Origin of the sequence: Streptomyces sp. NPDC006872, from assembly GCF_040635845.1 — a bacterium.
Taxonomy (GTDB): domain Bacteria; phylum Actinomycetota; class Actinomycetes; order Streptomycetales; family Streptomycetaceae; genus Streptomyces.
Genome location: NZ_JBEYIL010000007.1, coordinates 260,705 through 281,782, shown reverse-complemented (window position 1 = coordinate 281,782; position 21,078 = coordinate 260,705). Strand labels below are relative to the sequence as shown.

The window sequence follows — 21,078 nt, the reverse complement described above, 5'->3', positions numbered from 1 at the left end:
GCACGCCCGGCAGTCCGCCACGGACGTGCCAACGATGAAGGGAGCCAGCGGAGATGACCGATTCCACCACCGGGGAACTGGAACCGCAGGCGGAACCGCAGCACGGCACCGGTCGACGCGCTCACGCCGACCGCCGAAACTTCATGCGCAAGGTTTTCCTCGCCAGCGGCGCCACCGCCGTCGCGACCATGGGCGGTGCCGGCGCCTGGGCCGCGATGGCCGACGACACCACCGCCACGGCGGACGCCACCGCTTCCGCCTCCCCCAGCGGAGCGCCCAGCGGCGGACCGGGCGGCGGGGCCGGCGGCGCGATGCCGACCGAGGGCATCACCGAGGAGTTCTTCGGCCTCACCACCGACGGCAAGCGCCTCGACGACCTGTACACGATCCACTCGCAGAAGGTCACCACCGCCCCGGTGATCGCCGCCGCCAAGGCCTTCCTCGCCGGACTGAGCGACAGCGAGAAGTCCGACGCGCAGTTCGCGATCCACTCCACCGAGTGGCGACTGTGGAGCAACACCGACGCCTACTCCCGTCAGGGCGTTTCCATCGCCGACCTCTCCGACGAGAAGAACGCCCTCGGCGAAGCCCTGCTGACGGCCGCGCTGAGCGCCCAGGGACTGGAAACGACGCAGCTCACGCGGAAGATCAACAAGGCGGCCTGCGAGGCCGTCAACAACACCCAGTACGCCGAGGCCTACTACTGGACGATCATGGGCACACCCTCCGCCACCGAGCCGTGGGGCTTCCAGTTCGACGGCCACCACCTGGTCGTCAACTACTTCGTCCTCGGCGACCAGGTCGTCATGAGTCCCTGTTTCTGGGGTTGCGAGCCGACCTCCATGGAGATCGACGGCACGAAGACCGAGGTGATGCAGGAGGAGATCAAGGCGGCGCTCGCTGTCGTCAACTCACTGGACTCCACCCAGCAGTCGACGGCGATCCTCAAGTCCGACAAGGACAACGACGAGATCACCGCCGGCGCCTTCACCGACAACGCGGTCGTCGAGTACAAGGGCATCCTCGCCACCAAGCTCACCCCCGCCCAGCGCAAGTCGCTGCTCACGCTGGTCGAGCTTTTCGTCGGCAAGGCCAAGGACGACGTCGCCAAAATCCAGCTGGCCGAGATCAAGAAGCATCTCGGCGAGACCTACTTCGCCTGGATGGGCGGTACAGCCGCCGAATCCGCTTTCTACTGTCGTATCCAGAGTCCCGTCATCTGGATCGAGGTCGACTGCCAGTCGCCGTTCGCGTTCGGCTCGCTCTACGGCGAGACCAATGGCGGCGACCCGACCCAGCAGCACCTGCACTGCGTGGTCCGCACGCCCAACGGCAACGACTACGGCAAGGAACTCCTGCGTCAGCACCTTCTGACGTCGCCGCACCACCACTGACGGACGGACCCTCACAGAAGCGCCGTACAGGCCCGTTTACAAGTGGGCCGTACGGCGCTACCTTCCGCCACAGGTGAAGTGGGAGCGCTCCCACATCGGCTTGCACCCGGTGGACCGGAACCCGTCGGGCGCGGGCCAGGGACGCTCCCGCTTCGCGCATCCGCAACCGCACCCGCAGTGCCTCCACGCACGCACGGTCCGTACACGGAAGGCGGACTCATTCGCCATGTCATCTGTCATGATCACGTCAGAACCCAAATCCAGGTTACGCACCCGAGCCCTCCTCCTCGTCCTCCTGGCCCTGCTGGCCACGGTCCCCGCCCTCGGCCTGATCGTCACGACCGGCGGCAAGGCCGAGGCCCACGGCACCCCCATGAAGCCCGGCAGCCGTACCTTCCTGTGCTGGCAGGACGGACTGACCGACACCGGTGAGATCAAGCCGGTCAATCCGGCCTGCAAGAACGCGCAGCAGGTAAGCGGTACCACGCCGTTCTACAACTGGTTCTCCGTGCTGCGCTCCGACGGCGCGGGCCGCACCCGCGGCTTCGTGCCGGACGGTCAGCTGTGCAGCGGCGGCAACGCCAACTTCACCGGTTTCAACGCGCCGCGCAGCGACTGGCCGCTCACCCACCTCACCTCGGGCGCGACCGTCGACTTCTCCTACAACGCCTGGGCCGCGCACCCGGGTTGGTTCTACGTCTACGTCACCAAGGACGGCTTCGACCCGACCCAGACCCTCACCTGGGACGACATGGAGGACCAGCCCTTCCTCTCCGTCGACCACCCGCCGCTCAACGGCAGTCCGGGCACGGTCGAGGCCAACTACTCCTGGACCGGCCAACTCCCGGCCAACAAGTCCGGACGGCACATCATCTACATGGTCTGGCAGCGCTCCGACAGCGCCGAGACCTTCTACTCCTGCTCCGACATCGTCTTCGACGGGGGCAACGGAGAGGTAACCGGTATCCACGAGCCGGGCAACCCGACCGAGCCCGTCCCCGGCACGTGCACCGCCACGCGCAGGACGACCAACAGCTGGAACGGCGGCTACCAGTCCGAGGTGACCGTCACCAACTCCGGAGACGTCCCGATGCTCGGCTGGATGGTCGACTGGACCCTGCCGACCGGCCAGTCCGTGGTCAGTCTGTGGAGCGGCAACGCCACCTACAACGGACAGGCGGTGATGGTCCATAACGCCGACTGGAACGGCTCGCTGAGTCCGGGCCAGACTGCGACGTTCGGATACGTCGTCTCCGGCTCGGGCGGTGACAGCGCCACAAGCCTTCCCTGCCGGGTCGGTTGAGTGACAGTCGCTCTGGGCGGACCCGGTGGGCAGCGAGCCGTGCGCCCACCGGGTCCGCGAGCCGGGCCGGCCCCAAGGGGGGAATGGGGCGGTCCGGGGTGTCCCCGCCCGGGCGGTGCCACGGGTCGGGAGGTGCAGGTGTGCGACAACGTTGTCTCGATGGCGCATGCCGACTCTATCGGCTCAACCCGTGTAGCGGCCAACCGAGTTGGCGAGGGTCGGCCGAAAACGCGTTGCCCGGTACTCGCGCGGCCGCTTACGGTTCTGCCCATGGGAACTCTGTGATTGCCCCCCGCCCGACCGCGTAGAGCAAGGCTCCGCCATCGCGCACTGTTTCCGCTGCAGCACACAGCACAGCTGTTGAGCACAGCAACAGCGCGCAGCGCAGTTGTAGAGCATCGCTCCGCCGTCGTGGCGCGCCGATTCCTCTTCGAATCCGTTCCATCGGCCCTTTTCCGCTTGGCCGAGAACAGGGGCTTCCACATGCGTGCGCCAACCTCTTCGCCGTCAGCGAGCCGATCCCCGGCCGACCTGCCGACCTCGCTCTCCCGCACCTCCCATCCCTCCCCCTCCTCACAGCTCGCCCTGCACGGCGTCACCAAGCGCTACGACGACCGCACCGTGCTCGACCAGGTCTCGTTCAGTCTCGCCCCCGGCGAGAAGGCCGGCGTCATCGGTGACAACGGGGCCGGAAAGTCCACGCTGCTCCGTCTCCTCGCCGGCGACGAACGTCCCGACACCGGGGAGGTCACCGTGGTCGCGCCGGGCGGAACCGGTTACCTCGCCCAGACCCTGGGGCTGCCCCCGAAGGCCACGGTCCAGGACGCCGTCGACCTGGCGCTGACCGAGCTGCGCGGACTCGAGGCGGCGCTGCGGCGCACCGAGATCTCCCTGTCCGAGACGGCCGAGGGCGCCGAACTCGACGATGCCCTGGCCAGGTACGCCCGACTGACCGCGCGCTACGAGGCACGCGACGGCTACGGCGCCGACACCCGCGTCGATGCCGCGCTGTATGGACTCGGTCTGCCGGGACTCGCCCGGGACCGGTGTCTGGGCACGCTCTCCGGCGGTGAGCGGTCACGGCTGGCGCTGGCGGCAACGCTGGCGTCCCGCCCGCAGTTGCTGTTGCTCGACGAGCCGACCAACGACCTCGACGACCGGGCCGTCGGCTGGCTCGAGGATCACCTGCGGGCCCACCGCGGAACCGTTGTCGCGGTCACCCACGACCGGGTGTTTCTGGAACGGCTTACCACCACCGTCCTGGAAGTGGACGGGGGCTGTGTAACCCGCCATGGAAACGGTTACGCCGGTTACCTCGCCGCCAAGGCCGCCGATCGCCGTCGGCGGCAGCAGCAGTACGACGAGTGGCGGGCCGAGCTCGACCGCAGCCGCCGGCTGGCCGAATCCAATGTGGCGCGCTTGGACGGCATCCCGCGCAAGTCGGCGAAGGCCGGCTTCGGTCATGGCGCTTTCCGTGCGCGAGGTCGCGCTCACGGCGCGATGAGCCGGATCCGCAATGCCAAGGAGCGTACCGAGCGGCTCACCGCGCACCCGGTGTCGCCGCCGCCTGACCCGCTGACCTTCGCCGCCCGCATCGACACCGCGGGCAGGACCGGCGACGGGCCTGCCGCCCTGCTCGACGGCGTGTCCGTGGAAGGCCGGTTGGCCGTGTCGGCGCTACGGCTCGGCGCTGCCGAACGGTTGCTGGTCACCGGCCCCAACGGCGCGGGGAAGAGCACGTTGTTGCGCGTCCTGGCCGGTGAACTGCGGCCGGACACGGGAACGGTGGACGTTCCCGGCCGGGTCGGTCACCTGCGGCAGGAGGGGGTGCCGTGGCCGTCCGGGCTGAGCGTGCTGGCGGCGTTCGCCCACGGCCGTCCCGGCGACCGGGACGAACACGCCGACCGGCTGCTCTCGCTCGGCCTGTTCGAGCCTCGCCAACTCGGTTTGCGCGTCGGCGAGTTGTCGTACGGGCAGCGACGGCGGATCGAGCTCGCCCGGCTGGTGGGCGAGCCGGTGGACCTGCTTCTGCTGGACGAGCCCACGAACCACCTCTCGCCGTCCCTGGTCGAGGAGTTGGAGGAAGCGCTGACGGGCTATGCGGGTGCCCTGGTGCTGGTCACCCACGATCGACGGATGCGCGCGCGGTTCACCGGCTCGCGGCTGGAGCTGAACGAGGGGGTCGTTGCCGCCGACGGGTGGTGAAGCGAGTCGAGCCCGGCGGTGAGGCGAGTCAGGCCCGGCGGTGAAGCGAGTCGAGCCCGGCGGTGAGGCGAGTCAGGCCCGGCGGTGAAGCGAGTCGAGCCCGGCGGTGAGGCGAGTCAGGCCCGGTTGTCAGCCGGTCAACTGCTGTGGCAGCCACTGGAGCTGTCGTCTCACCTGTTCGCCCTCGCCGCCCTCGTGCCCGTTGAACGGATACGCGTGGATCTCCTTCCGGGGATCCACGCCGCCGCTCAGCTCTCCGTACCGGTTGAACGCGGCGTACGCCCCACTCGGCGGACAGACCGTGTCGCGCAGGCCCGTGCCGAAGTGGGCCGGGGCGTGGGCACGGCGGGCGAAGGAGACGCCCTCCATGTAGGAAAGCGTGCGGTAAGCGGCTTCTTCAACGCCGCGGTGGACGGAGAGGTACGCGGCGATCTCCCCGTACGGACCCGCGTCGGTGAGGTCCAGGGCACGCCGGATGCCGCACAGGAGTGGGGCCGTGACGAGGACGGCGGTCAGGTCGGGGACCAGGCCCGCGACCGCGAGGGCGAGTCCGCCGCCCTGGCTGTTGCCGACGGCGACCGTGCGGGCGGGGTCGACGCCGGGCAATGCGCGGACCGCCGTCACCGCACGCACCGCGTCCGTGATCAGCCGGCGGTAGTGGTAGTCCAGCGGGGAGAGGAGACCGCGGACGGCCGGCCCGGGGCCGCCGGGCGCGGCAGCGTGCGGGTCGGGGGTGACGCCCCCGTCGCCGTACTGGTCGCCCTGACCGCGGTTGTCCATCAGCAGATGCGCGTACCCGGCGTTCACCCAGGTCAGCCGCTCATGGGGGAGGCCGCGGCCGCGTCCGTACCCGATGTACTCGACAACCGCCGGAAGCGGTTTCCGCACGCCGGACGGGCGGCTGAACCAGGCCCGCACCGGATCCCCCGCGAAGCCCCGGAACGTCACGTCCCAGGTCTCTGTGAGACGGAGACCGGTTTCGACGGGATGCGCCGACACCAGCGGGTCCCGCTGGTCGGCCTCCTTCAGGGTTCCACTCCAGAACGCGTCGAAGTCGGCGGGCTCGGCAGGCTCGGGGCGGTGGTGTTCCAGCTCCGGCAGTGGCAGGTCGAACGCGGGCACGGGCACACCTCTCAGGGGTCGTGGCCGATCGATCGTTGCGTAGATCATCCAGAAATTTGCGGAGGACGGTAGCACTCGACTTCCCCGTTCTACCCCGCTCGGGAGGGATTCCAACGCCACACGACGTCCCACCAGTCCACCGTGCAGCACCCATTGACAGCGCTTTCCGTGTGCCCTTACGTTGCCGCAGAGTTACCGGTAAGGGCACGAAAGTTTCGAGATCACGCGCCGCGAGTCGAGCGTTTCGAAGAACGCCCCGGGAGGCCCGAGCATGAGCACCTCCACCACATCGGCCCCATCCGCAGGAACTCAGGACCCGCCGCCGAAGAACCGGCACGGTCCCGCGCGGCCGGTCGCACGCCGCAGCTGGCGGCGTGCGTTGCGCCGGGACTGGCAGCTGTACTCACTGGCCGTGCTGCCGATGCTGTTCTTCCTGGTCTTCCGTTACCTGCCGATGATCGGCAATGTGATCGCCTTCCGCCGCTTCGAACCGGGAGGTTCGATCCTGGGGGAGCAGTGGGTGGGGCTGCGCTATGTGCGGATGTTCCTGACCGACCCCACGTTCTGGCAGGTCTTCCGCAACACGCTCTGGCTCGGTGCGCTGACGCTGGTGTTCTGTTTCCCCATACCGGTCGTCCTGGCGCTGCTGCTCAACGAGGTACGCCGACGTTCGCTGAAACGGTTCGTGCAATCGATCTCGTACCTTCCGCATTTCCTGTCGATCGTGATCGTCGCGGGCATCACGATGCAGATGCTGGCCACGGACGGCCCGGTCAACCACGTCCTGGGCCGGCTCGGCCAGGATCCGATCCGCTTCATCCAGGAACCCGGGTGGTTCCGCACGGTCTATGTCGGCTCGGAGATCTGGCAGACCGCCGGCTGGGGCACGATCCTCTACCTCGCCGCGCTCACCACGATCGACGAGGACCTCTATGAGGCCGCCCGCATCGACGGCGCGAACCGCTGGCGGCAGATCTGGCACGTCGCCCTGCCCGGTATCCGCCCCACCATGATCACGCTGCTGATCCTCAACATCGGCACGTTCATGGCGGTCGGTTTCGAGAAGGTCCTGCTGCTGTACAACCCGTTGACGTATCCGACGGCCGACGTGGTCTCCACCTATCTCTACCGAGCCGGCGTCGAGTCCAACAGCTTCAGCTACGCGGCCGCGATCGGCCTGTTCGAGGCGATCATCGGCCTGGTGCTGATCACGAGCGCCAACCAGCTGTCACGTCGCACGATGGGGACGAGCCTGTGGTGAGCCTCCTGACCTCCCGCGCGCCGCGTCCGCGCACGTCCGTGAACCAGCCCACGCGTGGGTACCGCGTTTTCCAGGGTGTCAACGGCGTGATCCTCACCCTGGTCGTGCTGGTGACCCTCTATCCCTTCGTCAACATCGTCGCCCGGTCCTTCAGCGGCGAACGCCAGATCCGTGCCGGTGAAGTGACCCTGTTGCCGAAGGGGTTCAATCTCACCACTTACAAAATCGTCTTCCAGGACTCGATGTTCTGGCGAAACTACGGAAACACCGTGCTCTACACGGTCTTGTCCACCGTCGTCGCCATGGTGCTGACGACGTGTTACGCCTACGTCCTGTCGAAAAGAAACCTCAAAGGACGGGGCGTTCTCGTCGGCGTCGCCGTGTTCACCATGTTCTTCACGGGTGGACTGATTCCCAACTACGTCCTGGTCACCAGCCTCGGTCTGAAGAACTCCGTCTGGGCGATCGCCCTGCCCAACGCGATCAGTGTCTTCAACCTGCTGGTGATGAAGGCCTTCTTCGAGGGTTTGCCGACCGAGCTCGAGGAGGCCGCGGAGATCGACGGGCTGAGCACGTACGGAATTCTGCTCCGGATCGTGCTGCCGCTGTCCAAGGCGGTCATCGCGACCATGGTGCTGTTCTACTCGGTGTCCTTCTGGAACTCCTGGTTCTCGGCGTACCTCTACATGGACCGGACCGAGCTCATGCCGGTCACCGTCTATCTGCGCAACATCATCTCGGGCGCCACCACGGGCGGTAACGCCGGTGCCGGAGTCGAGCAGCTCAGTCAGGTCGGAGCGAACATCCAGGCGGTCACGATCGTGCTGACGTCGCTGCCCATCTTGTGCGTGTACCCGTTCGTCCAGCGCTACTTCGTCTCGGGCGTGACCCTCGGCGCGGTCAAGGGCTGAGAGCCGTACCTCTTACGGAACAAGGGAGTATCCGTGAAGAACGCAGGTCAGCTGTCACGACGCCAGATCCTTTCCGCCGCAGGCTTCATCGGCCTCGCCACGCTCACCGGCTGCGGCAGCGGCGACGACGGAGGCGACTCCAAGGACCTCTCCAAGAAACAGAACGGAGCGATGAAGGAGTACCGCGCCGGTCAGCAGTTCAAAGCGTCGAAACCGCTTTCGTTCTCAGTTCTGCACAACAACAGCCCGAACTATCCGATGAAGGACAGCTGGCTGTTCTGGAAGGAACTCACCAGGCGCACCGGTATCACCCTGAAGCCGATCGCTGTCCCCCTCAGCGACTACGAGAAGAAGCGCAGTGTTCTCATCGGCTCGGGCGACGCCCCGTTCCTGATTCCCAAGACGTACCACCCGTCGGAGGCCGCCTTTGTGTCGTCGGGCGCGATCCTCCCGGTCAGCGAGTACGTGCACCTGATGCCCAACTTCCAGGACAAGATCAAGAAATGGAAGCTGGAGCCGGAGATCGACTCCATCCGGCAGTCCGACGGCAAGTACTACCTCCTCCCCGGTCTGCACGAGAAGGCCAAGTCCGGCTACTCGATGTCCTTCCGCACGGACGTGCTCGACAAGCTCGGTCTGAGCCTGCCCACCACCTGGGACCAGGTCTACGACGTCTTCAAGGCGATCAAGGCCGAATACCCGGACCGCTACCCCTTCACCGACCGCTGGAGCACCAACACCCCCTTCCCCGCAGCGGCGTTGCTCAGCTACCTGGGCCAGGCCCATGGGGTGAAGGCCGGCTGGACCTACGACAACATCAGCTTCGACTCGAAGGCCGGGGAGTTCGTCTTCACCGGTGCCACCGAGGGTTACCGGCAGATGGTCGAATTCCTGAGAAAGCTGGTCGCCGAGAAGCTCATGGACCCGGAGAGCTTCACCCAGACCGACGACGACGCGGTGCAGAAACTGCTGGGCGAGAAGTCCTTCGCCATCAGCGCCAACCCGCAGGAACTGGTCCAGAACTACCGCTACAACCTGGAGAGGCAGGTCAAGGGCGCAAAGATCGAGATGGTGCCGGTGCCGCTCGGCCCGGCCGGCCCGGTGGTGATGGGCGGCGTCCGGCTGGAGAACGGGCTCATGATCTCCACCAAGGCCCTCAAGAGCGACACCTTCGTGGCGATGATGCAGTTCGTCGACTGGCTCTGGTACTCGGACGAAGGCCAGCGATTCTCCAAATGGGGTGTCCAGGGCACCACTTACACCTACACCGACGGCCAGTACAAGCTGGAACCCGGCATCAGCCTCATGGGCTCCGACCCGGACGCCCCGAAGGACATGCAGAAGGACTACGGTTTCTACAACGGCGTCTTCACCTACGGCGGCAGCTGGGCACTGGTCTCCTCCTCCTTCAGCCCGGACGAGAAGAAGTTCCAGGACGCGATGGCTCAGCGCCAACAGCTGCCCATCGACCCGGCCCACCCACTGCAGTCCGTGGAGCAGGAGCAGGCCTCGCTCTGGGACACCCCGCTCAGGGACCACGTCACCCAGAACATGCTCAAGTTCGCCCTCGGCAAGCGCCCGCTGTCCGAATGGGACGACTACGTCACCGAGCTGAAGGCCAAGAACATGGACCAGCTCGTCGGGCTGCACAACAAGGCGCGTGAACGCTTCAAGAAGGAAAACGGGTGATCCGCGTCCCCGCCGACCCGACGGGCCGGCTCTCCGACGCCTGGCGGCTGTGCGTCGGCACCGGTCGCATCGAACTCGCCCTGCGCCGCGACTACCAGGACTCCCTCGCCGTCCTTCAACGCGACATCGGTTTCCGGTACATCCGCGGCCACGGCCTGCTCAGCGACGGCATGGGTGTACACCGCCCGTACGACCACGAGGGCGCGCGCCGTATCCACCACTCCTTCACCTACGTGGACCAGGTCGTCGACGCGTATCTGGCCGCCGGCCTTCGCCCCTTCCTCGAACTCGGCTTCATGCCAGGCGAGTTGGCCTCCGGAACACAGACCGTCTTCTGGTGGCGCGGCAATGTCACCCCGCCCCGCTCCCACCGGGAGTGGGCCGACCTGGTGCGCGCAACCCTCGCCCACCTCGTCGACCGCTACGGCCTCGACGAGGTCCGCAGCTGGCCGATCGAGGTGTGGAACGAGCCCAACCTGATCGACTTCTGGCAGGACGCGGACGAACAGGCGTACCACCGGCTGTACGAGGTCACGGCGCACGCCGTGAAAGAGGTGGACGCCGGTCTCCAGGTCGGGGGCCCGGCCATCTCCCCGGGCGCCGACGACTGGCTGGACAGGTTCGCCGAGTTCGCGGAACGCCGGGACGTGCCCGTCGACTTCGTGTCGAAGCACGCCTACACCTCGGGCCCCGCGCAGCACGTACCGTTCGGCGTCCATCAGACGCTGGCCCCGGCCCTTGACCTCCTCGACCAGTTCGCCACGCCCCGCGACCGCCTCAAGGGCACCCGGCTGGCCGAACTGCCGGTGCACATCACGGAGTTCAACTCCTCCTACCGTCCCGACAACCCCATCCACGACACCGCTTTCCACGCCGCCTACCTGGCCCCGGTGCTCGCGCACGGCGGTGACCACGCCGACTCGTTCTCGTACTGGACGTTCAGCGACATGTTCGAGGAAACCGGTGTCCCCACGGCCCTCTTCCATGGCGGGTTCGGACTGCTCACCCATCGGCAGATCAGGAAACCGACCTACCACCTGTACGCCTTCATGGCTCGAATGGGCCCCGACCTGCTGGCCCGCGGCGACGACCACCTGATCACCCGCCACCCCGACGGCCGGGTCACGGTCCTGGCCTGGTCACCCGTCGACCCGACCGGCCAGACGCCCGGTCCCGACCGGCACGCACTGCGCCTGTCCCTCCCGGTCGCGGCCCAGGAGGTCTTCGTCCGCAGGTCCACCGTCGACGAGGAGCACGGAAACGCCTACACCGCCTGGCGGCGCATGGGCAGCCCGCGCTCGCCGAAGCCCGGACAGCTGGACGTCCTGCACGAGGCCGCCGAGCCCGCCCGCAGCCACCGGCGGCTGCCCGTGCGGGAGGGCCGTGCCGAGCTGAACCTCACCCTGGCCCGTAACGAGATCACCCTCATCGAGCTCACCCCGGTCGCCGACGAGACCCCGCCCTGGTGGGACGAACGACGGCTGCTCGGCGGGACGGCGTCATGAGCAACCAGGCGGTCTGCCTCGTAACCGGTTTCTCTCGTCGTCGCCGGCGCTGCAACTGCTGCACCCGGTCGTCGGAGGGGAAGTTCTCATGAGCACCGTGGACACCATGGGATTCGGCACCGGCCTGCTCTCCCGCGCCGCCGCCCTCCTGCACACCCTCCTCACCGTCGAGGCCCTGCTCCTGGCGACGGCCGCCCCCGGTCTCGTCGGTCTGCCCTTCCTGGGCCCCGACCCGGCCAACCTGCCCCTGGCCGCCCTCTGCCTGCTGCCGCTCGGTCCGGCCGTCTCCGCCGCGCTGTACGCCCTGCACCACCGCAGCCGCGACCTCACCGACCTGCACCCGGCCCGCGCCTACGGGCGGGGCTGGCGCCTCAACGCCCTGCCCGTACTGAAGCTCTGGGCACCCCTGCTGGCCTGGCTGACCGTGATCGTCTTCACCCTCACCCACTTCGCCGCAACCGGACTGCCCGGCTGGTGGGCGGTGCTCCTCGGGGTCGTCGGCGTGGCCTGCCTGCTCTGGGGCGCCCACGCACTCGTCCTCACCTCGTTGTTCACGTTCCGCGCCCGCGACACCACCCGCCTCGCCGCGTATTTCCTGCTCCGCCGAGGCCGCGCCACCCTCGGCGCGGCCTCCCTGCTCGTCCTGGCCGGCGGACTGACCGCCCTGCTGACGGAGGCCCTGCCCGCTCTGCTGGCCGCACCGCTGCTGCTCTCCCTGCTGCAGTCGAGCCGCACGGTGATCGTCGAGACCCAGGAGGACTTCACCGCATGACCGCGCCCGACACCGGAAACGACGGCCGACTTCCGCGCACCGGCAAGATCCCGTACGGCGGCGACTACAACCCCGAACAGTGGCCGCAGGACGTCCAGGACGAGGACCACCGCCTCTTCACCCAGGCCGGAATCGACACGCTCACCGTCGGAGTCTTCATCTGGTCACTCACCCAACCCGCCGAGGACGTCTACGACTTCACGGTTCTCGACAGCATCCTCGACCGTGCCGCCGCTGAAGGCCGACAGGTCTGCCTCGCCACCGCGACCGCCGCACTCCCGCCCTGGCTCGCGAAGAAGTACCCCGAGGTCAACCGCACCGACTTCGAAGGACGCCGCCACCGCTACGGCCAACGGCACAACTTCTGTCCCAGCTCGCCCGCTTACCGCAGACTGTCCACGGCCCTGGCCCATCGCCTCGGCGAACGCTACGCGGCACACCCGGCGTTGCTGGCCTGGCACATCAACAACGAGTACGGCGGCGCTTGTTACTGCGACCTGTGCGCCGACGCATTCCGAACCTGGCTACGCGACCGGCACGGCACACTCGACGCCCTCAACGACGCCTGGTGGACGACGTTCTGGTCGCACCGCTACACCGACTGGGACGAGATCGAGCCGCCGAGCGCCCTCACCGAGCACTGGCGAGGCCCCGACCACACCGCCTTCCAGGGCATCACCCTCGACTACCAGCGCTTCATGACCGACGCCCTGCTCGGCTGCTTCACCGCGGAGAAGAAAGCCATCCGCGCCCACGACCCGGACACGCCCGTCACCACCAACCTCATGGGCGCCTACCGCCCGCTCGACTACCACCGCTGGGCAGCCCACCTCGATTTCGCCTCCTGGGACAACTACCCGCCCCTCGACGCCCCGCCCACCCGTCCGGCCCTCGCCCACGACCTGATGCGCGGCCTCAAGGACGGCGCCCCGTTCTGGCTGATGGAGCAGACCCCGTCGACCACCGCCTGCCGGGACGTCAACCCCCTGCGCCGCCCCGGTGAGCTCCGCCTGGCGACCTGGCAGGCCATCGCCCATGGCGCGGACGCAGCTCTGTACTTCCAGATGCGCGCCTCGCGAGGTGCCTGCGAGAAGTACCACGGCGCGGTCATCGGCCACGCGGGCCGCGACGACACCCGGGTCTTCACTGAAGTCGCCGACTTGGGAAGGGAGTTGGGCGAGCTGGGCGCGGTCACTCTCGGTGCCCGGACCCCGGCCCGCATCGCCCTCCTCTTCGACTGGGACAGCTGGTGGGCACTGGAGATCTCCGACGGCCCCTCGCGACTGGTCCGCTACCCGGACGTCGTACACGGTTACTACCGTGCCGCCCGAGAGGCCGGCGCGGACGTGGACGTCGTGGCGGCCAGCGCCGATCTCACGGCGTACGACGTGGTCCTCGCACCGGTGCTCCACCTGGTCAAGGGAGACCTGCCGGCCCGCCTGGAGGCGGTGGCCCGACGCGGGGGAACCGTTCTCACGACGTTTCTCACGGCCCGCTCCGATGAGCACGACCGTGCCTTCCTCACCGACGTCCCCGGCCCGCTCGCCCCGCTCATGGGCATCCGCGTCGACGAATGGGACGCACGGCCGGAAGACGTCGTACAGCCCGTGGAACTGGGGGAGCTCACCGCCCAGGCGCGTTTCGTCTTCGAGATCGTCCAGCTGCGCGGCGCCGAGGCGGTCGCCGTTTACGGTACCGATTTCTACGCGGGCACCCCGGCCGTGACCCGCAACGACTTCGGTGCGGGAGAAGCGTGGTACGTGGCGACAGCCCTCGACCAGCCCGGCGTCGACCATGTCGTGCGCCGCGTCCTCGCCCGCCACGATCTGGTGGGCCCCTACGCCGACCACCCCACCGTCGAGACCGCCACCCGCGTCACCCCCGACGGCGTCTGCCTCCTCTTCCTGCTCAACCACGATGTCCGACCGGCCCACTTGTCCGCTCACACCACCGCCACGGACCTCGTCACCGGCAAACGGCTCGACCAGGGCGAAGCGCTGACGCTGGACCCGCTGGGCGTGGCCGTCCTGCGGCTTCAGTAGATCGTGCGTCCTTGCTCATCCGGGATTCCGGACTTCCGCAGGAAATAGCTGTTCACCTGGTCCCGCCACTCCCGTGCGCTGCGCACCTGCTCCTCGTACCGTTCCGCCACGCGTGCGTACCACGCCGGCTCCACCAGGTCCGCGAGGCCCGCCCACACCCGGCGGGCCTCCGCTGCTTCCTCGACGCCCTCGAAGTGCGTGTCGTAGATGTGCTGGACAACCGTTTTCCCACTCCGCAGCACATGCCCGTACGGCACATGGTGGAAGAACAGCAGCAGCTCGTCGGGGCACGAGTCGGGCGACTCGTACAGCTCGGCCCATGCCTTGGCGTACTGCGCCGCGTATCCGGTGCCGGTCGCCGCGCTCCGGTCGACGCCGACGCCGTCCCGGTCCGCGAAGTGGTACGTCCCCCAGGGGCTGTACTCGTAGCCGTCGACACTGGGGCCGTAGTGATGTCCCGGCTGCACCATGAAGCCGACGCCCAGTGGGGCGGTGTACTTCTCGTACGTTCGCCAGGAGCCGTGCAGCACCGTGCGCAGCCCCTCGACCAGCCGCTCGGGGGCGGACGGGAAGGTGAGCGCGATCCACTCGTCCAGGATCCGACGCGCATCGGCGTCCGGCTGCCAGGCGAGTCGGCCGAAGGTGTAGAGGTTCGCCTGGGCCAGCGGATGCCCGGTCCAGAACGGGTCGTCGCCCACGTTGGACACCGCCACCAACCCGCCCCGCGCCAACTCGCCGATCACCGGGCCCTGTTCACCGTCCGGCCGGAAGCGCAGCACCTCGCTCCACATCGGCCCGAGCCAACACACGTGCCGCTGCTGCCCGGTGTACTCCTGCGTGGCCTGTACCTCCAGGGCGACCCGCGTTCGCGGCAGCGCGCCGAGGACCGGTGACACCGGCTCGCGCACCTGGAAGTCCATCGGCCCGTGCTTCACCTGGAGCACCGCATTGGCGGCGAACTCCCCGTCCAGCGGGGCGAAATGGTCGTAGGCGGCCCGCGCCCGGTCCGTCGAGCGGTCTCGCCAGTCCTGGCGGTGGTCGTACACGAATGCCCGCCAATGGACCGTGCCGTCATACGGGGCGAGAACGGAAGCCAGCATGTTCGCGCCGTCCGCATGCGAGCGGCCGTAGGTGAACGGGCCCGGCTGGCCCTCCGAGTCGGCCTTCACCACGAACCCGCCGAAGTCGGGAATCGCCGAGTACACCCCGCGCACGGCCTCCGCCCACCAGCCGCGCACCGACTCGTCCAGGGGATCGGCGGTGGAGAGTCCGCCGAGCACAATCGGCGCGGCGAATGTCACCGACAGATGTGTCCGGATCCCGTACGGCCGCAACGCTCCCGCGATCAGGGCGACTTCGTCGATGCGGTCCGTGAGGAGGTGCGCCTCGGTCTCGTGCACGTTGACGTTGTTGACCGAGACGGCGTTGATCCCGCAGGCCGCGAGCAGCCTGCCGTATGCCTGTACCCGCTCCAGATCCCCACGGGCCTGTCCGTCCTGCCAGAACAGCGAGCCGCCGGCGTACCCACGCTCCACCTGGCCCATGACCGGATGTACGGCGACGTTGTCCCAGTGGTCCAGCATCCGCAGTGCGGTCGCGGGACGGTGCACCTCGCGGTCCCGCGTGCCGTGGAAAGCGTCCTCCCCGAGCCGCACGACGTGGAACAGCCCGTACAGCAGCCCCCGTTGACCGGACGCCGTGACCGTGGTCGTTCCGTCGGAACGCTCGAAGACGAACCCCTCGTCACCGAGATCGCCGAGATCGCCGAGATCCCCGACAACGCTGAGGTCGCCGAGATCGTCGGCCTCAGCGGGGCGCCCGGCGGCATCGGCCACACGCAGCACGAGGTCGTACGGGGCGCCCGAGGCGTCCCGTACGACCTCTCCGCCGAACCTCCCGCCGGCGCAGGTCACTTCACCGTGCACCGTGTCCACCAGTGGCCCCGAGCCGTGGACCAGTGTCCGCCGGGCCCCCAGCGGCCGGAACGCGTCCGGCGGCAGCCAGGCGGGGTCGACGCCCTCGCGCAGGACGGGCACGGTGATCGGCATGATCCCTCCAGCGGTGCGGGCTTGCCCAGGACACGCCCGGTCGTAGTCGATCGTGATCGGCCGTGATCCGTGGGTATGGCCGGACGAGCCCCTAGGCGACGGCCGCTCCGGTGCCGCGCGCGGCACCGATGAGGTCGGTGAGCCCGGAGTCGTCGTACACGGAAATGTCGACGGAAGCGCCTTCCGGGATGTCGAAGTCCTCGACCTCGTAGTCCAGCACCGCCGTGGTCCCGGGCGGGCTGAACGTGCCCAGGTCGTGGGTCGTGCCCCCGGACGTGTAGCTCACCTTGACGTAGTACGTGTCACCGTCGTTGGCGGTGTCGTACACCCACAGCTTCTCGTCGTTCGGATGGAACTCCACCTTGCCGACGAACGAGCCGGAGTTGATCAACTCCATCTTCACGGCGTAGCCGCCGGCGTCGTTCGCGAAGTAGGTGTTGTCGAACGGGTCGGTCAGGTTGCCGCCGCTGCACGGGCAGTTGCCGGTGTCGTAGTAGTACGCGTGGAACGTCGGGTTCGGACTGTACGCCTGGGCCGGAGCCGCCGTGGCGAGAAGAGCCCCCGCCCCCAGCGCCGCACCCGCGAACAGCCCGGTGAACCTTCTGATGATGCTCATAACCGTTTTCCCCCTCCATCACGGACCGCCCGACGCGCCTGTGGGCGGCCTGATGATTTTGGAGCACCGGTGACGCCCGGTACACCAGGCCATCGCTGTTGGTTACGAGATCATGACAACAACTCGACCTCCGCCAGGCGTGCTTCGCTGTCGAGGACCAGTCGGTAGTGCCCGTACGTGCCCGGCCGGGCGATGGTGAAGACCCGTGTCTGCCGGTCCCACCGGAACATGTCACCGGAGCCCGACCCCGACCCGGAGCCCGACCCCGAGCGCCGGTCCAGATCGGTCCACGTCAGTCCGTCGGCGGAGCCCTGAAGGGTCCAACTTCCGGGAGCCTGCGTGTGATCGGCGGACGTAAGCGTGTACTGCAACGCCTTCGCGCCCGCGCCGACCGGCAGGTCGAGTGTCCCCGAAACCGTTTCCTGCGTCGCCGACGTGTCGTCGAACAGCGCGCCCGCGCCCCTGAGCACGTCCTCGCGTGGTGTCGGCGCCTTGTCGTCCTGGGTGATCGAGACCGGAGCAGCCGTCTTGCCGGTTCCCCAGGCCGACGGCCGTGGTCCCATGTCGAACTCCAGGACTCCGCCCTTCGCCAGGAGCGTGTGGGGGAGCGAAGTCGACGTCCAGGAACGGCCGTTGACCTTCAGTCCCTGCACATAGACGTTCTTCGCGCTGTTCTTCGGTGCCTTCACCACCAGATCCTTGCCGTTCTCCAGGTGCACGGTCGCCTTGGTGAACAGCGGTGAGCCGACGGCGTATTCGCCGCTGCCCATCACCAGCGGGTAGAAGCCGAGGGCGGAGAACAGGTACCAGGCCGACTGTTCGCCGTTGTCCTCGTCGCCGTGATAGCCCTGCCCGATCGCGCTGCCGGTGTAGAGCCGGGCGAGCACCTCGCGGGCCTTGGCCTGGGCCTTCCAGGGCTGTCCGGCGGCGTCGTACATGTAGATCGCGTGATGGGCGACCTGGTTGGAGTGCCCGTACATGCCCATCCGCACATCCCGTGCCTCCGTCATCTCATGGATGACCCCGTTGTACGAGCCCGCGAACTCGGGGGAAGCGGTTTCCAGGGTCGCGAAGTAGCTGTCGAGTTTCTTCGCCAGACCGGCGCGGCCGCCGTAGAGGTTGGCCAGACCCCGGCTGTCCTGCGGGGCGGTGAAGGCGTAGCCCCAGCCGTTGGTCTCGGTGTAGTCGTAGCCCCACACGCGCGGGTCGTAGTCCTCCGAGGTCACACGCCAGCCGCCCTTCTCGTCCTTCCCCTGGAAGAACCCGGCCTTCGCGTCGAAGAGGTGGACGTAGCCCTGCGCGCGGTTGATGAAGTAGTCGGCCTCCTCCTGGTAACGCTTCTCGCCGGTCTGCCGGTACAGGGCCTGGCCCATGCGGGCGATGCCGTAGTCGTTGAGGTAGCCCTCCAGCGCCCACGAGAGGCCCTCGTGCGTGGCCGTGCTCGTGTAGCCGAGGAAGGGCGAGGTGGCCATGCCCTTGCGGCCCAGCCCCGAGTCCGGGGGCACGACCGTCGCGTTCTTCAGAGCGGCCTCGTACGCCGCCTTCGCGTCGAAGCCGACGCCCTTGACGAACGCGTCCGCGAAGGCCACGTCCGACGACGTGCCGGTCATCAGGTCCGCGTAGCCGGGTGAGGACCAGCGCGAGGTCCAGCCGCCGTCCTTGTACTGCTGCACGAAGCCGTCGGTCAGCACACCTGCCTGAGTGGGTGTCAGCAGGGCATAGGCCGGCCAGGTCGTCCGGTAGGTGTCCCAGAAACCGTTGTTCACGTACACCTTGCCGTCGACGATCTTCGCGCCCGTGTGTGTCGGGGTGTCGGGTCCCTGCATCGGTGAGAAGGGGGACGCGTACTGGTGCTTCGAACCGACCTTCTCAAAACCGGAGTTGGGGTACAGATACAGCCGATAGAGGCTGGAGTACAGCGTGGTCAGCTGATCCTGGCTCGCACCCTCGACCTCCACCGTGCCCAGGAGCTTGTCCCACTGCTGCTGGGCACGAGAGCGGACCGTGTCGAAAGCGGTTCCCTCCGGGATTTCCTGACGGAGGTTGTCACGGGCCTGGTCGACGCTGATGAGCGAGGTCGCCAGGCGCAGAGTGACCGTGCGGTCGGCACCCGCGTCGAAACGCAGGTAACCCTTTACCCCACTCGACGCCCCGTCCGTCACCGGCGCGTCGAACTCGCCGTACACGAAGAGCCGGGTCGCTCCCGTCGACAGCCCCGACTTCACGTCCGAGTAACCGCTTACGACTCCGGCTTCCTCGTCGAGCGTCAGCCCCGCCTGATCGGTGACGTTGTCGAAGACGACGCTCGCGTCCGCGCCTGGGTAGGTGAAGCGCAGGGCGGCCGCGTGGTCGGTCGGCGCCATCTCCGCCGTGAGACCGTTTTCGAAACGTACTCCGTAGTAGTACGGGCGGGCGGTTTCGTTCGCGTGCCGGAACGGCAGCGCCCGGGCCGTCCGGCCGGTGTCAGGAACGCCGGCCGAGGCGGACGGCATCACCTGGAACGTCTGGCGGTCGCCCATCCACGGACTCGGCTCGTGACTTGCGCTGAACGCCTGGATCGTCGGCAGGTTGTCCGTGTTGTTGGCGCGGGCGTAGTCGTACAGCCAGCCCAGTGAGGACGCGTTCGTCACCGGGGTCCAGAAGTTGAAGCCGTGCGGCACGGCTGTCGCGGGAAACGTGTTTCCGCGCGAGAAACTCCCACTGGAGTTGGTGCCGCGCGTGGTCACCGCGTAGTCCGACAGATGCGCCTTCGCCACCTCCGGGGCGGCCGTGCGCAGCGCGATGTCGTCCACCCAGCCCCGGAACCGGGCCGGTCCGCCGGGGGAGTCGTAGGCCACGAGGATCCGGTCGACGGTCTTCCCGGCTGCCACCGCCCCGATTCCCGACACCACGTCGTTCCACTGGTTGACGTACAGCACCTTGGCGGCGCCCTGCCCGCGGGGCGACAACGGGAAGCCGTACTGATCGCTCGCCCCCAGGCCGCTCAGATACGTTCCGTCCGTGAAGGCCAGATCCACGGAAACGTTTGTGGCGGCGTAGTCCCGGTCGCCTTCCGCCATCGCGGGGAAGATCCGGTACGCCAGCTGCGTACGCGAGCCCACCCGGACGTTCACGTCGAAGACCTTGTTGTACGAGTACGCCCGGCCGGAAGCGGTGTGCCGGCCGGCATAGCGCAGCGCCCGCCGCCCGGTGAAACCCGCGCCTGCCTTCGCGGTCGGCGAGCCGCTGGGGCCGCGGTCGACGACGGTGAGCATGTCCGGCGGGACGGGCCCGTCGCTCCCGCCCGTGCCGAACCGCACGTCGGCGAGCTGCAGGATCCCGGCGCCGTGGTTCCGGGTGACCTCCAGCCGGTAGTGCCGGTACTCGGCCGGGGCCGCGACACTGTACGTGCGGGTCTGGAACCGTTCGGCGAAGGACTCCCCGGAGCGGGTGTCCAGGGGTGTCCAGGCGGTGCCGTCCGTCGAGCCCGAAAGCGTCCAGTCGGCCGGGTCGCGCTCGGCGAAGTCGTTGGCGGAGGTGAGCGCGTAAGCGCTTACGCGCACAGGTTCGTCGAGATCGAACTCCACCCACCCGGTGGCGGCGAACGTCAGCCACTTGGTGCTCGCCTCGCCGTCGACGAGGTTGTCCTTGACCTCGCCGCCGGCCGTGTTCTCCGCGCTCGCCCGGACGTCGGTGACCCGGTCGGTCACCTCGCCCGGGAGCCCGCCGCCGTAGCCGCCGTCGACCCCCGAGGCCCGCTTGCCGCCGCCGGGCGTGGTGTCGACCGCGCTCATCCAGTCGGGGGCTCGTTGACCGGCTTCGAAGGACGAGGCGAAGCCCCGGCCGGGGAGGGGGACCGGCGACGGCAGCGCCACCGCTGTTTCCGCTGTGCCGACCGTCATGATCAGAGCGGCCGTGACCACGACCGCCCGCAACCGTCCGAACCGCTGCATGCGTGAGCACCCTCCCCGCGCGCCGACAACGCCTCGGACAACGTTGTCCTCCTGGTTGCGCAGGAATCAGTAGGGAGCCAAGTGGACAGTGATGTCAAGGATGTTGATTGCGCCAGACGGGGCTCATGTCATGCAATTTTCCGGCAAGGTACCCACCGGTCCTTCATATTTCCAGGAGGTCTCAACTCGGAAAAGACCAACGGCCAACCTTGCATTCGATCTTGCTCCGTCGACCAGGAGTGGACTATACCTGTCGGCAATTCATCGTCGAAGCGTCG

13 protein-coding genes are annotated in these 21,078 nt (G+C 68.2%); 9 read left to right on the top strand and 4 right to left on the bottom strand.

Annotated features, from left to right (window positions below; all coding sequences use genetic code 11):
- Positions 1-53: 53 nt before the first annotated feature.
- The 3 genes from ABZ725_RS22430 (at position 54) to ABZ725_RS22420 (ending at position 4,902) form a co-directional block, all read left to right on the top strand.
- Positions 54-1,394 carry a DUF3500 domain-containing protein gene (locus tag ABZ725_RS22430; protein WP_358804353.1) on the top strand — a complete coding sequence of 447 codons (1,341 nt, stop codon included), beginning with the start codon at positions 54-56 and terminating at the stop codon, positions 1,392-1,394.
- Between the two features lie 238 nt (positions 1,395-1,632).
- On the top strand, positions 1,633-2,697 hold the full coding sequence (locus tag ABZ725_RS22425) for a lytic polysaccharide monooxygenase (protein ID WP_358804352.1): 1,065 nt from the start codon (positions 1,633-1,635) through the stop codon (positions 2,695-2,697).
- A gap of 483 nt (positions 2,698-3,180) precedes the next feature.
- A complete protein-coding gene (locus ABZ725_RS22420; RefSeq protein ID WP_358804351.1) occupies positions 3,181-4,902 on the top strand; it encodes a TlrC/CarA/OleB/SrmB family ABC-F type ribosomal protection protein in 1,722 nt (573 codons plus the stop codon).
- A gap of 129 nt (positions 4,903-5,031) precedes the next feature.
- Here the strand turns inward: ABZ725_RS22420 and ABZ725_RS22415 are convergent, their stop codons facing one another.
- On the bottom strand, positions 5,032-6,024 hold the full coding sequence (locus ABZ725_RS22415; RefSeq protein WP_358804350.1) for an acetylxylan esterase: 993 nt from the start codon (positions 6,022-6,024) through the stop codon (positions 5,032-5,034).
- A 271-nt stretch (positions 6,025-6,295) separates the two neighbouring features.
- Between ABZ725_RS22415 and ABZ725_RS22410 the strand changes: the two genes are divergently transcribed.
- From ABZ725_RS22410 to ABZ725_RS22385, 6 genes are all read left to right on the top strand, one after another.
- On the top strand, positions 6,296-7,285 hold the full coding sequence (locus tag ABZ725_RS22410) for an ABC transporter permease subunit (RefSeq protein WP_358804349.1): 990 nt from the start codon (positions 6,296-6,298) through the stop codon (positions 7,283-7,285).
- Positions 7,286-7,323: 38 nt separating this feature from the next.
- Positions 7,324-8,196 carry a carbohydrate ABC transporter permease gene (locus ABZ725_RS22405; RefSeq protein ID WP_358804535.1) on the top strand — a complete coding sequence of 291 codons (873 nt, stop codon included), beginning with the start codon at positions 7,324-7,326 and terminating at the stop codon, positions 8,194-8,196.
- Between the two features lie 33 nt (positions 8,197-8,229).
- Positions 8,230-9,885 (top strand): extracellular solute-binding protein, encoded by a 1,656-nt coding sequence (locus ABZ725_RS22400; protein ID WP_358804348.1) that lies wholly within the window; start codon positions 8,230-8,232, stop codon positions 9,883-9,885.
- Positions 9,882-11,390: a xylan 1,4-beta-xylosidase gene (locus ABZ725_RS22395; RefSeq protein WP_358804347.1), complete on the top strand. Its 1,509-nt coding sequence runs from the start codon at positions 9,882-9,884 to the stop codon at positions 11,388-11,390. Before ABZ725_RS22400 ends, ABZ725_RS22395 begins: the two co-directional genes overlap by 4 nt.
- An 88-nt stretch (positions 11,391-11,478) precedes the next feature.
- Positions 11,479-12,162 carry a hypothetical protein gene (locus ABZ725_RS22390; protein ID WP_358804346.1) on the top strand — a complete coding sequence of 228 codons (684 nt, stop codon included), beginning with the start codon at positions 11,479-11,481 and terminating at the stop codon, positions 12,160-12,162.
- Positions 12,159-14,204: a beta-galactosidase gene (locus ABZ725_RS22385; protein ID WP_358804345.1), complete on the top strand. Its 2,046-nt coding sequence runs from the start codon at positions 12,159-12,161 to the stop codon at positions 14,202-14,204. Before ABZ725_RS22390 ends, ABZ725_RS22385 begins: the two co-directional genes overlap by 4 nt.
- On the opposite strand, the gene ABZ725_RS22380 is transcribed toward ABZ725_RS22385, so the two are convergent.
- The 3 genes from ABZ725_RS22380 to ABZ725_RS22370 all read right to left on the bottom strand — a co-directional run bounded on the left by ABZ725_RS22380 (position 14,198) and on the right by ABZ725_RS22370 (position 20,749).
- A complete protein-coding gene (locus ABZ725_RS22380; RefSeq protein ID WP_358804344.1) occupies positions 14,198-16,252 on the bottom strand; it encodes an alpha-glucuronidase in 2,055 nt (684 codons plus the stop codon). The two genes, ABZ725_RS22385 and ABZ725_RS22380, sit on opposite strands and share 7 nt — an antisense overlap.
- Before the next feature lie 91 nt (positions 16,253-16,343).
- Positions 16,344-16,868: a hypothetical protein gene (locus ABZ725_RS22375; protein ID WP_358804343.1), complete on the bottom strand. Its 525-nt coding sequence runs from the start codon at positions 16,866-16,868 to the stop codon at positions 16,344-16,346.
- A 110-nt stretch (positions 16,869-16,978) separates the two neighbouring features.
- A complete protein-coding gene (locus tag ABZ725_RS22370; protein ID WP_358804534.1) occupies positions 16,979-20,749 on the bottom strand; it encodes a GH92 family glycosyl hydrolase in 3,771 nt (1,256 codons plus the stop codon).
- Positions 20,750-21,078 lie beyond the last annotated feature (329 nt).

Bases quoted from the DNA above. Each gene is read 5' to 3' on its own strand.
- ABZ725_RS22410 (WP_358804349.1), top strand. From the start codon at position 6,296: ATGAGCACCTCCACCACATCGGCCCCATCCGCAGGAACTCAGGACCCG.
- ABZ725_RS22430 (WP_358804353.1), top strand. From the start codon at position 54: ATGACCGATTCCACCACCGGGGAACTGGAACCGCAGGCGGAACCGCAG.
- ABZ725_RS22390 (WP_358804346.1), top strand. From the start codon at position 11,479: ATGAGCACCGTGGACACCATGGGATTCGGCACCGGCCTGCTCTCCCGC.
- ABZ725_RS22425 (WP_358804352.1), top strand. From the start codon at position 1,633: ATGATCACGTCAGAACCCAAATCCAGGTTACGCACCCGAGCCCTCCTC.
- ABZ725_RS22380 (WP_358804344.1), bottom strand. From the start codon at position 16,252: ATGCCGATCACCGTGCCCGTCCTGCGCGAGGGCGTCGACCCCGCCTGG.
- ABZ725_RS22370 (WP_358804534.1), bottom strand. From the start codon at position 20,749: ATGACGGTCGGCACAGCGGAAACAGCGGTGGCGCTGCCGTCGCCGGTC.
- ABZ725_RS22420 (WP_358804351.1), top strand. From the start codon at position 3,181: ATGCGTGCGCCAACCTCTTCGCCGTCAGCGAGCCGATCCCCGGCCGAC.
- ABZ725_RS22385 (WP_358804345.1), top strand. From the start codon at position 12,159: ATGACCGCGCCCGACACCGGAAACGACGGCCGACTTCCGCGCACCGGC.
- ABZ725_RS22375 (WP_358804343.1), bottom strand. From the start codon at position 16,868: ATGAGCATCATCAGAAGGTTCACCGGGCTGTTCGCGGGTGCGGCGCTG.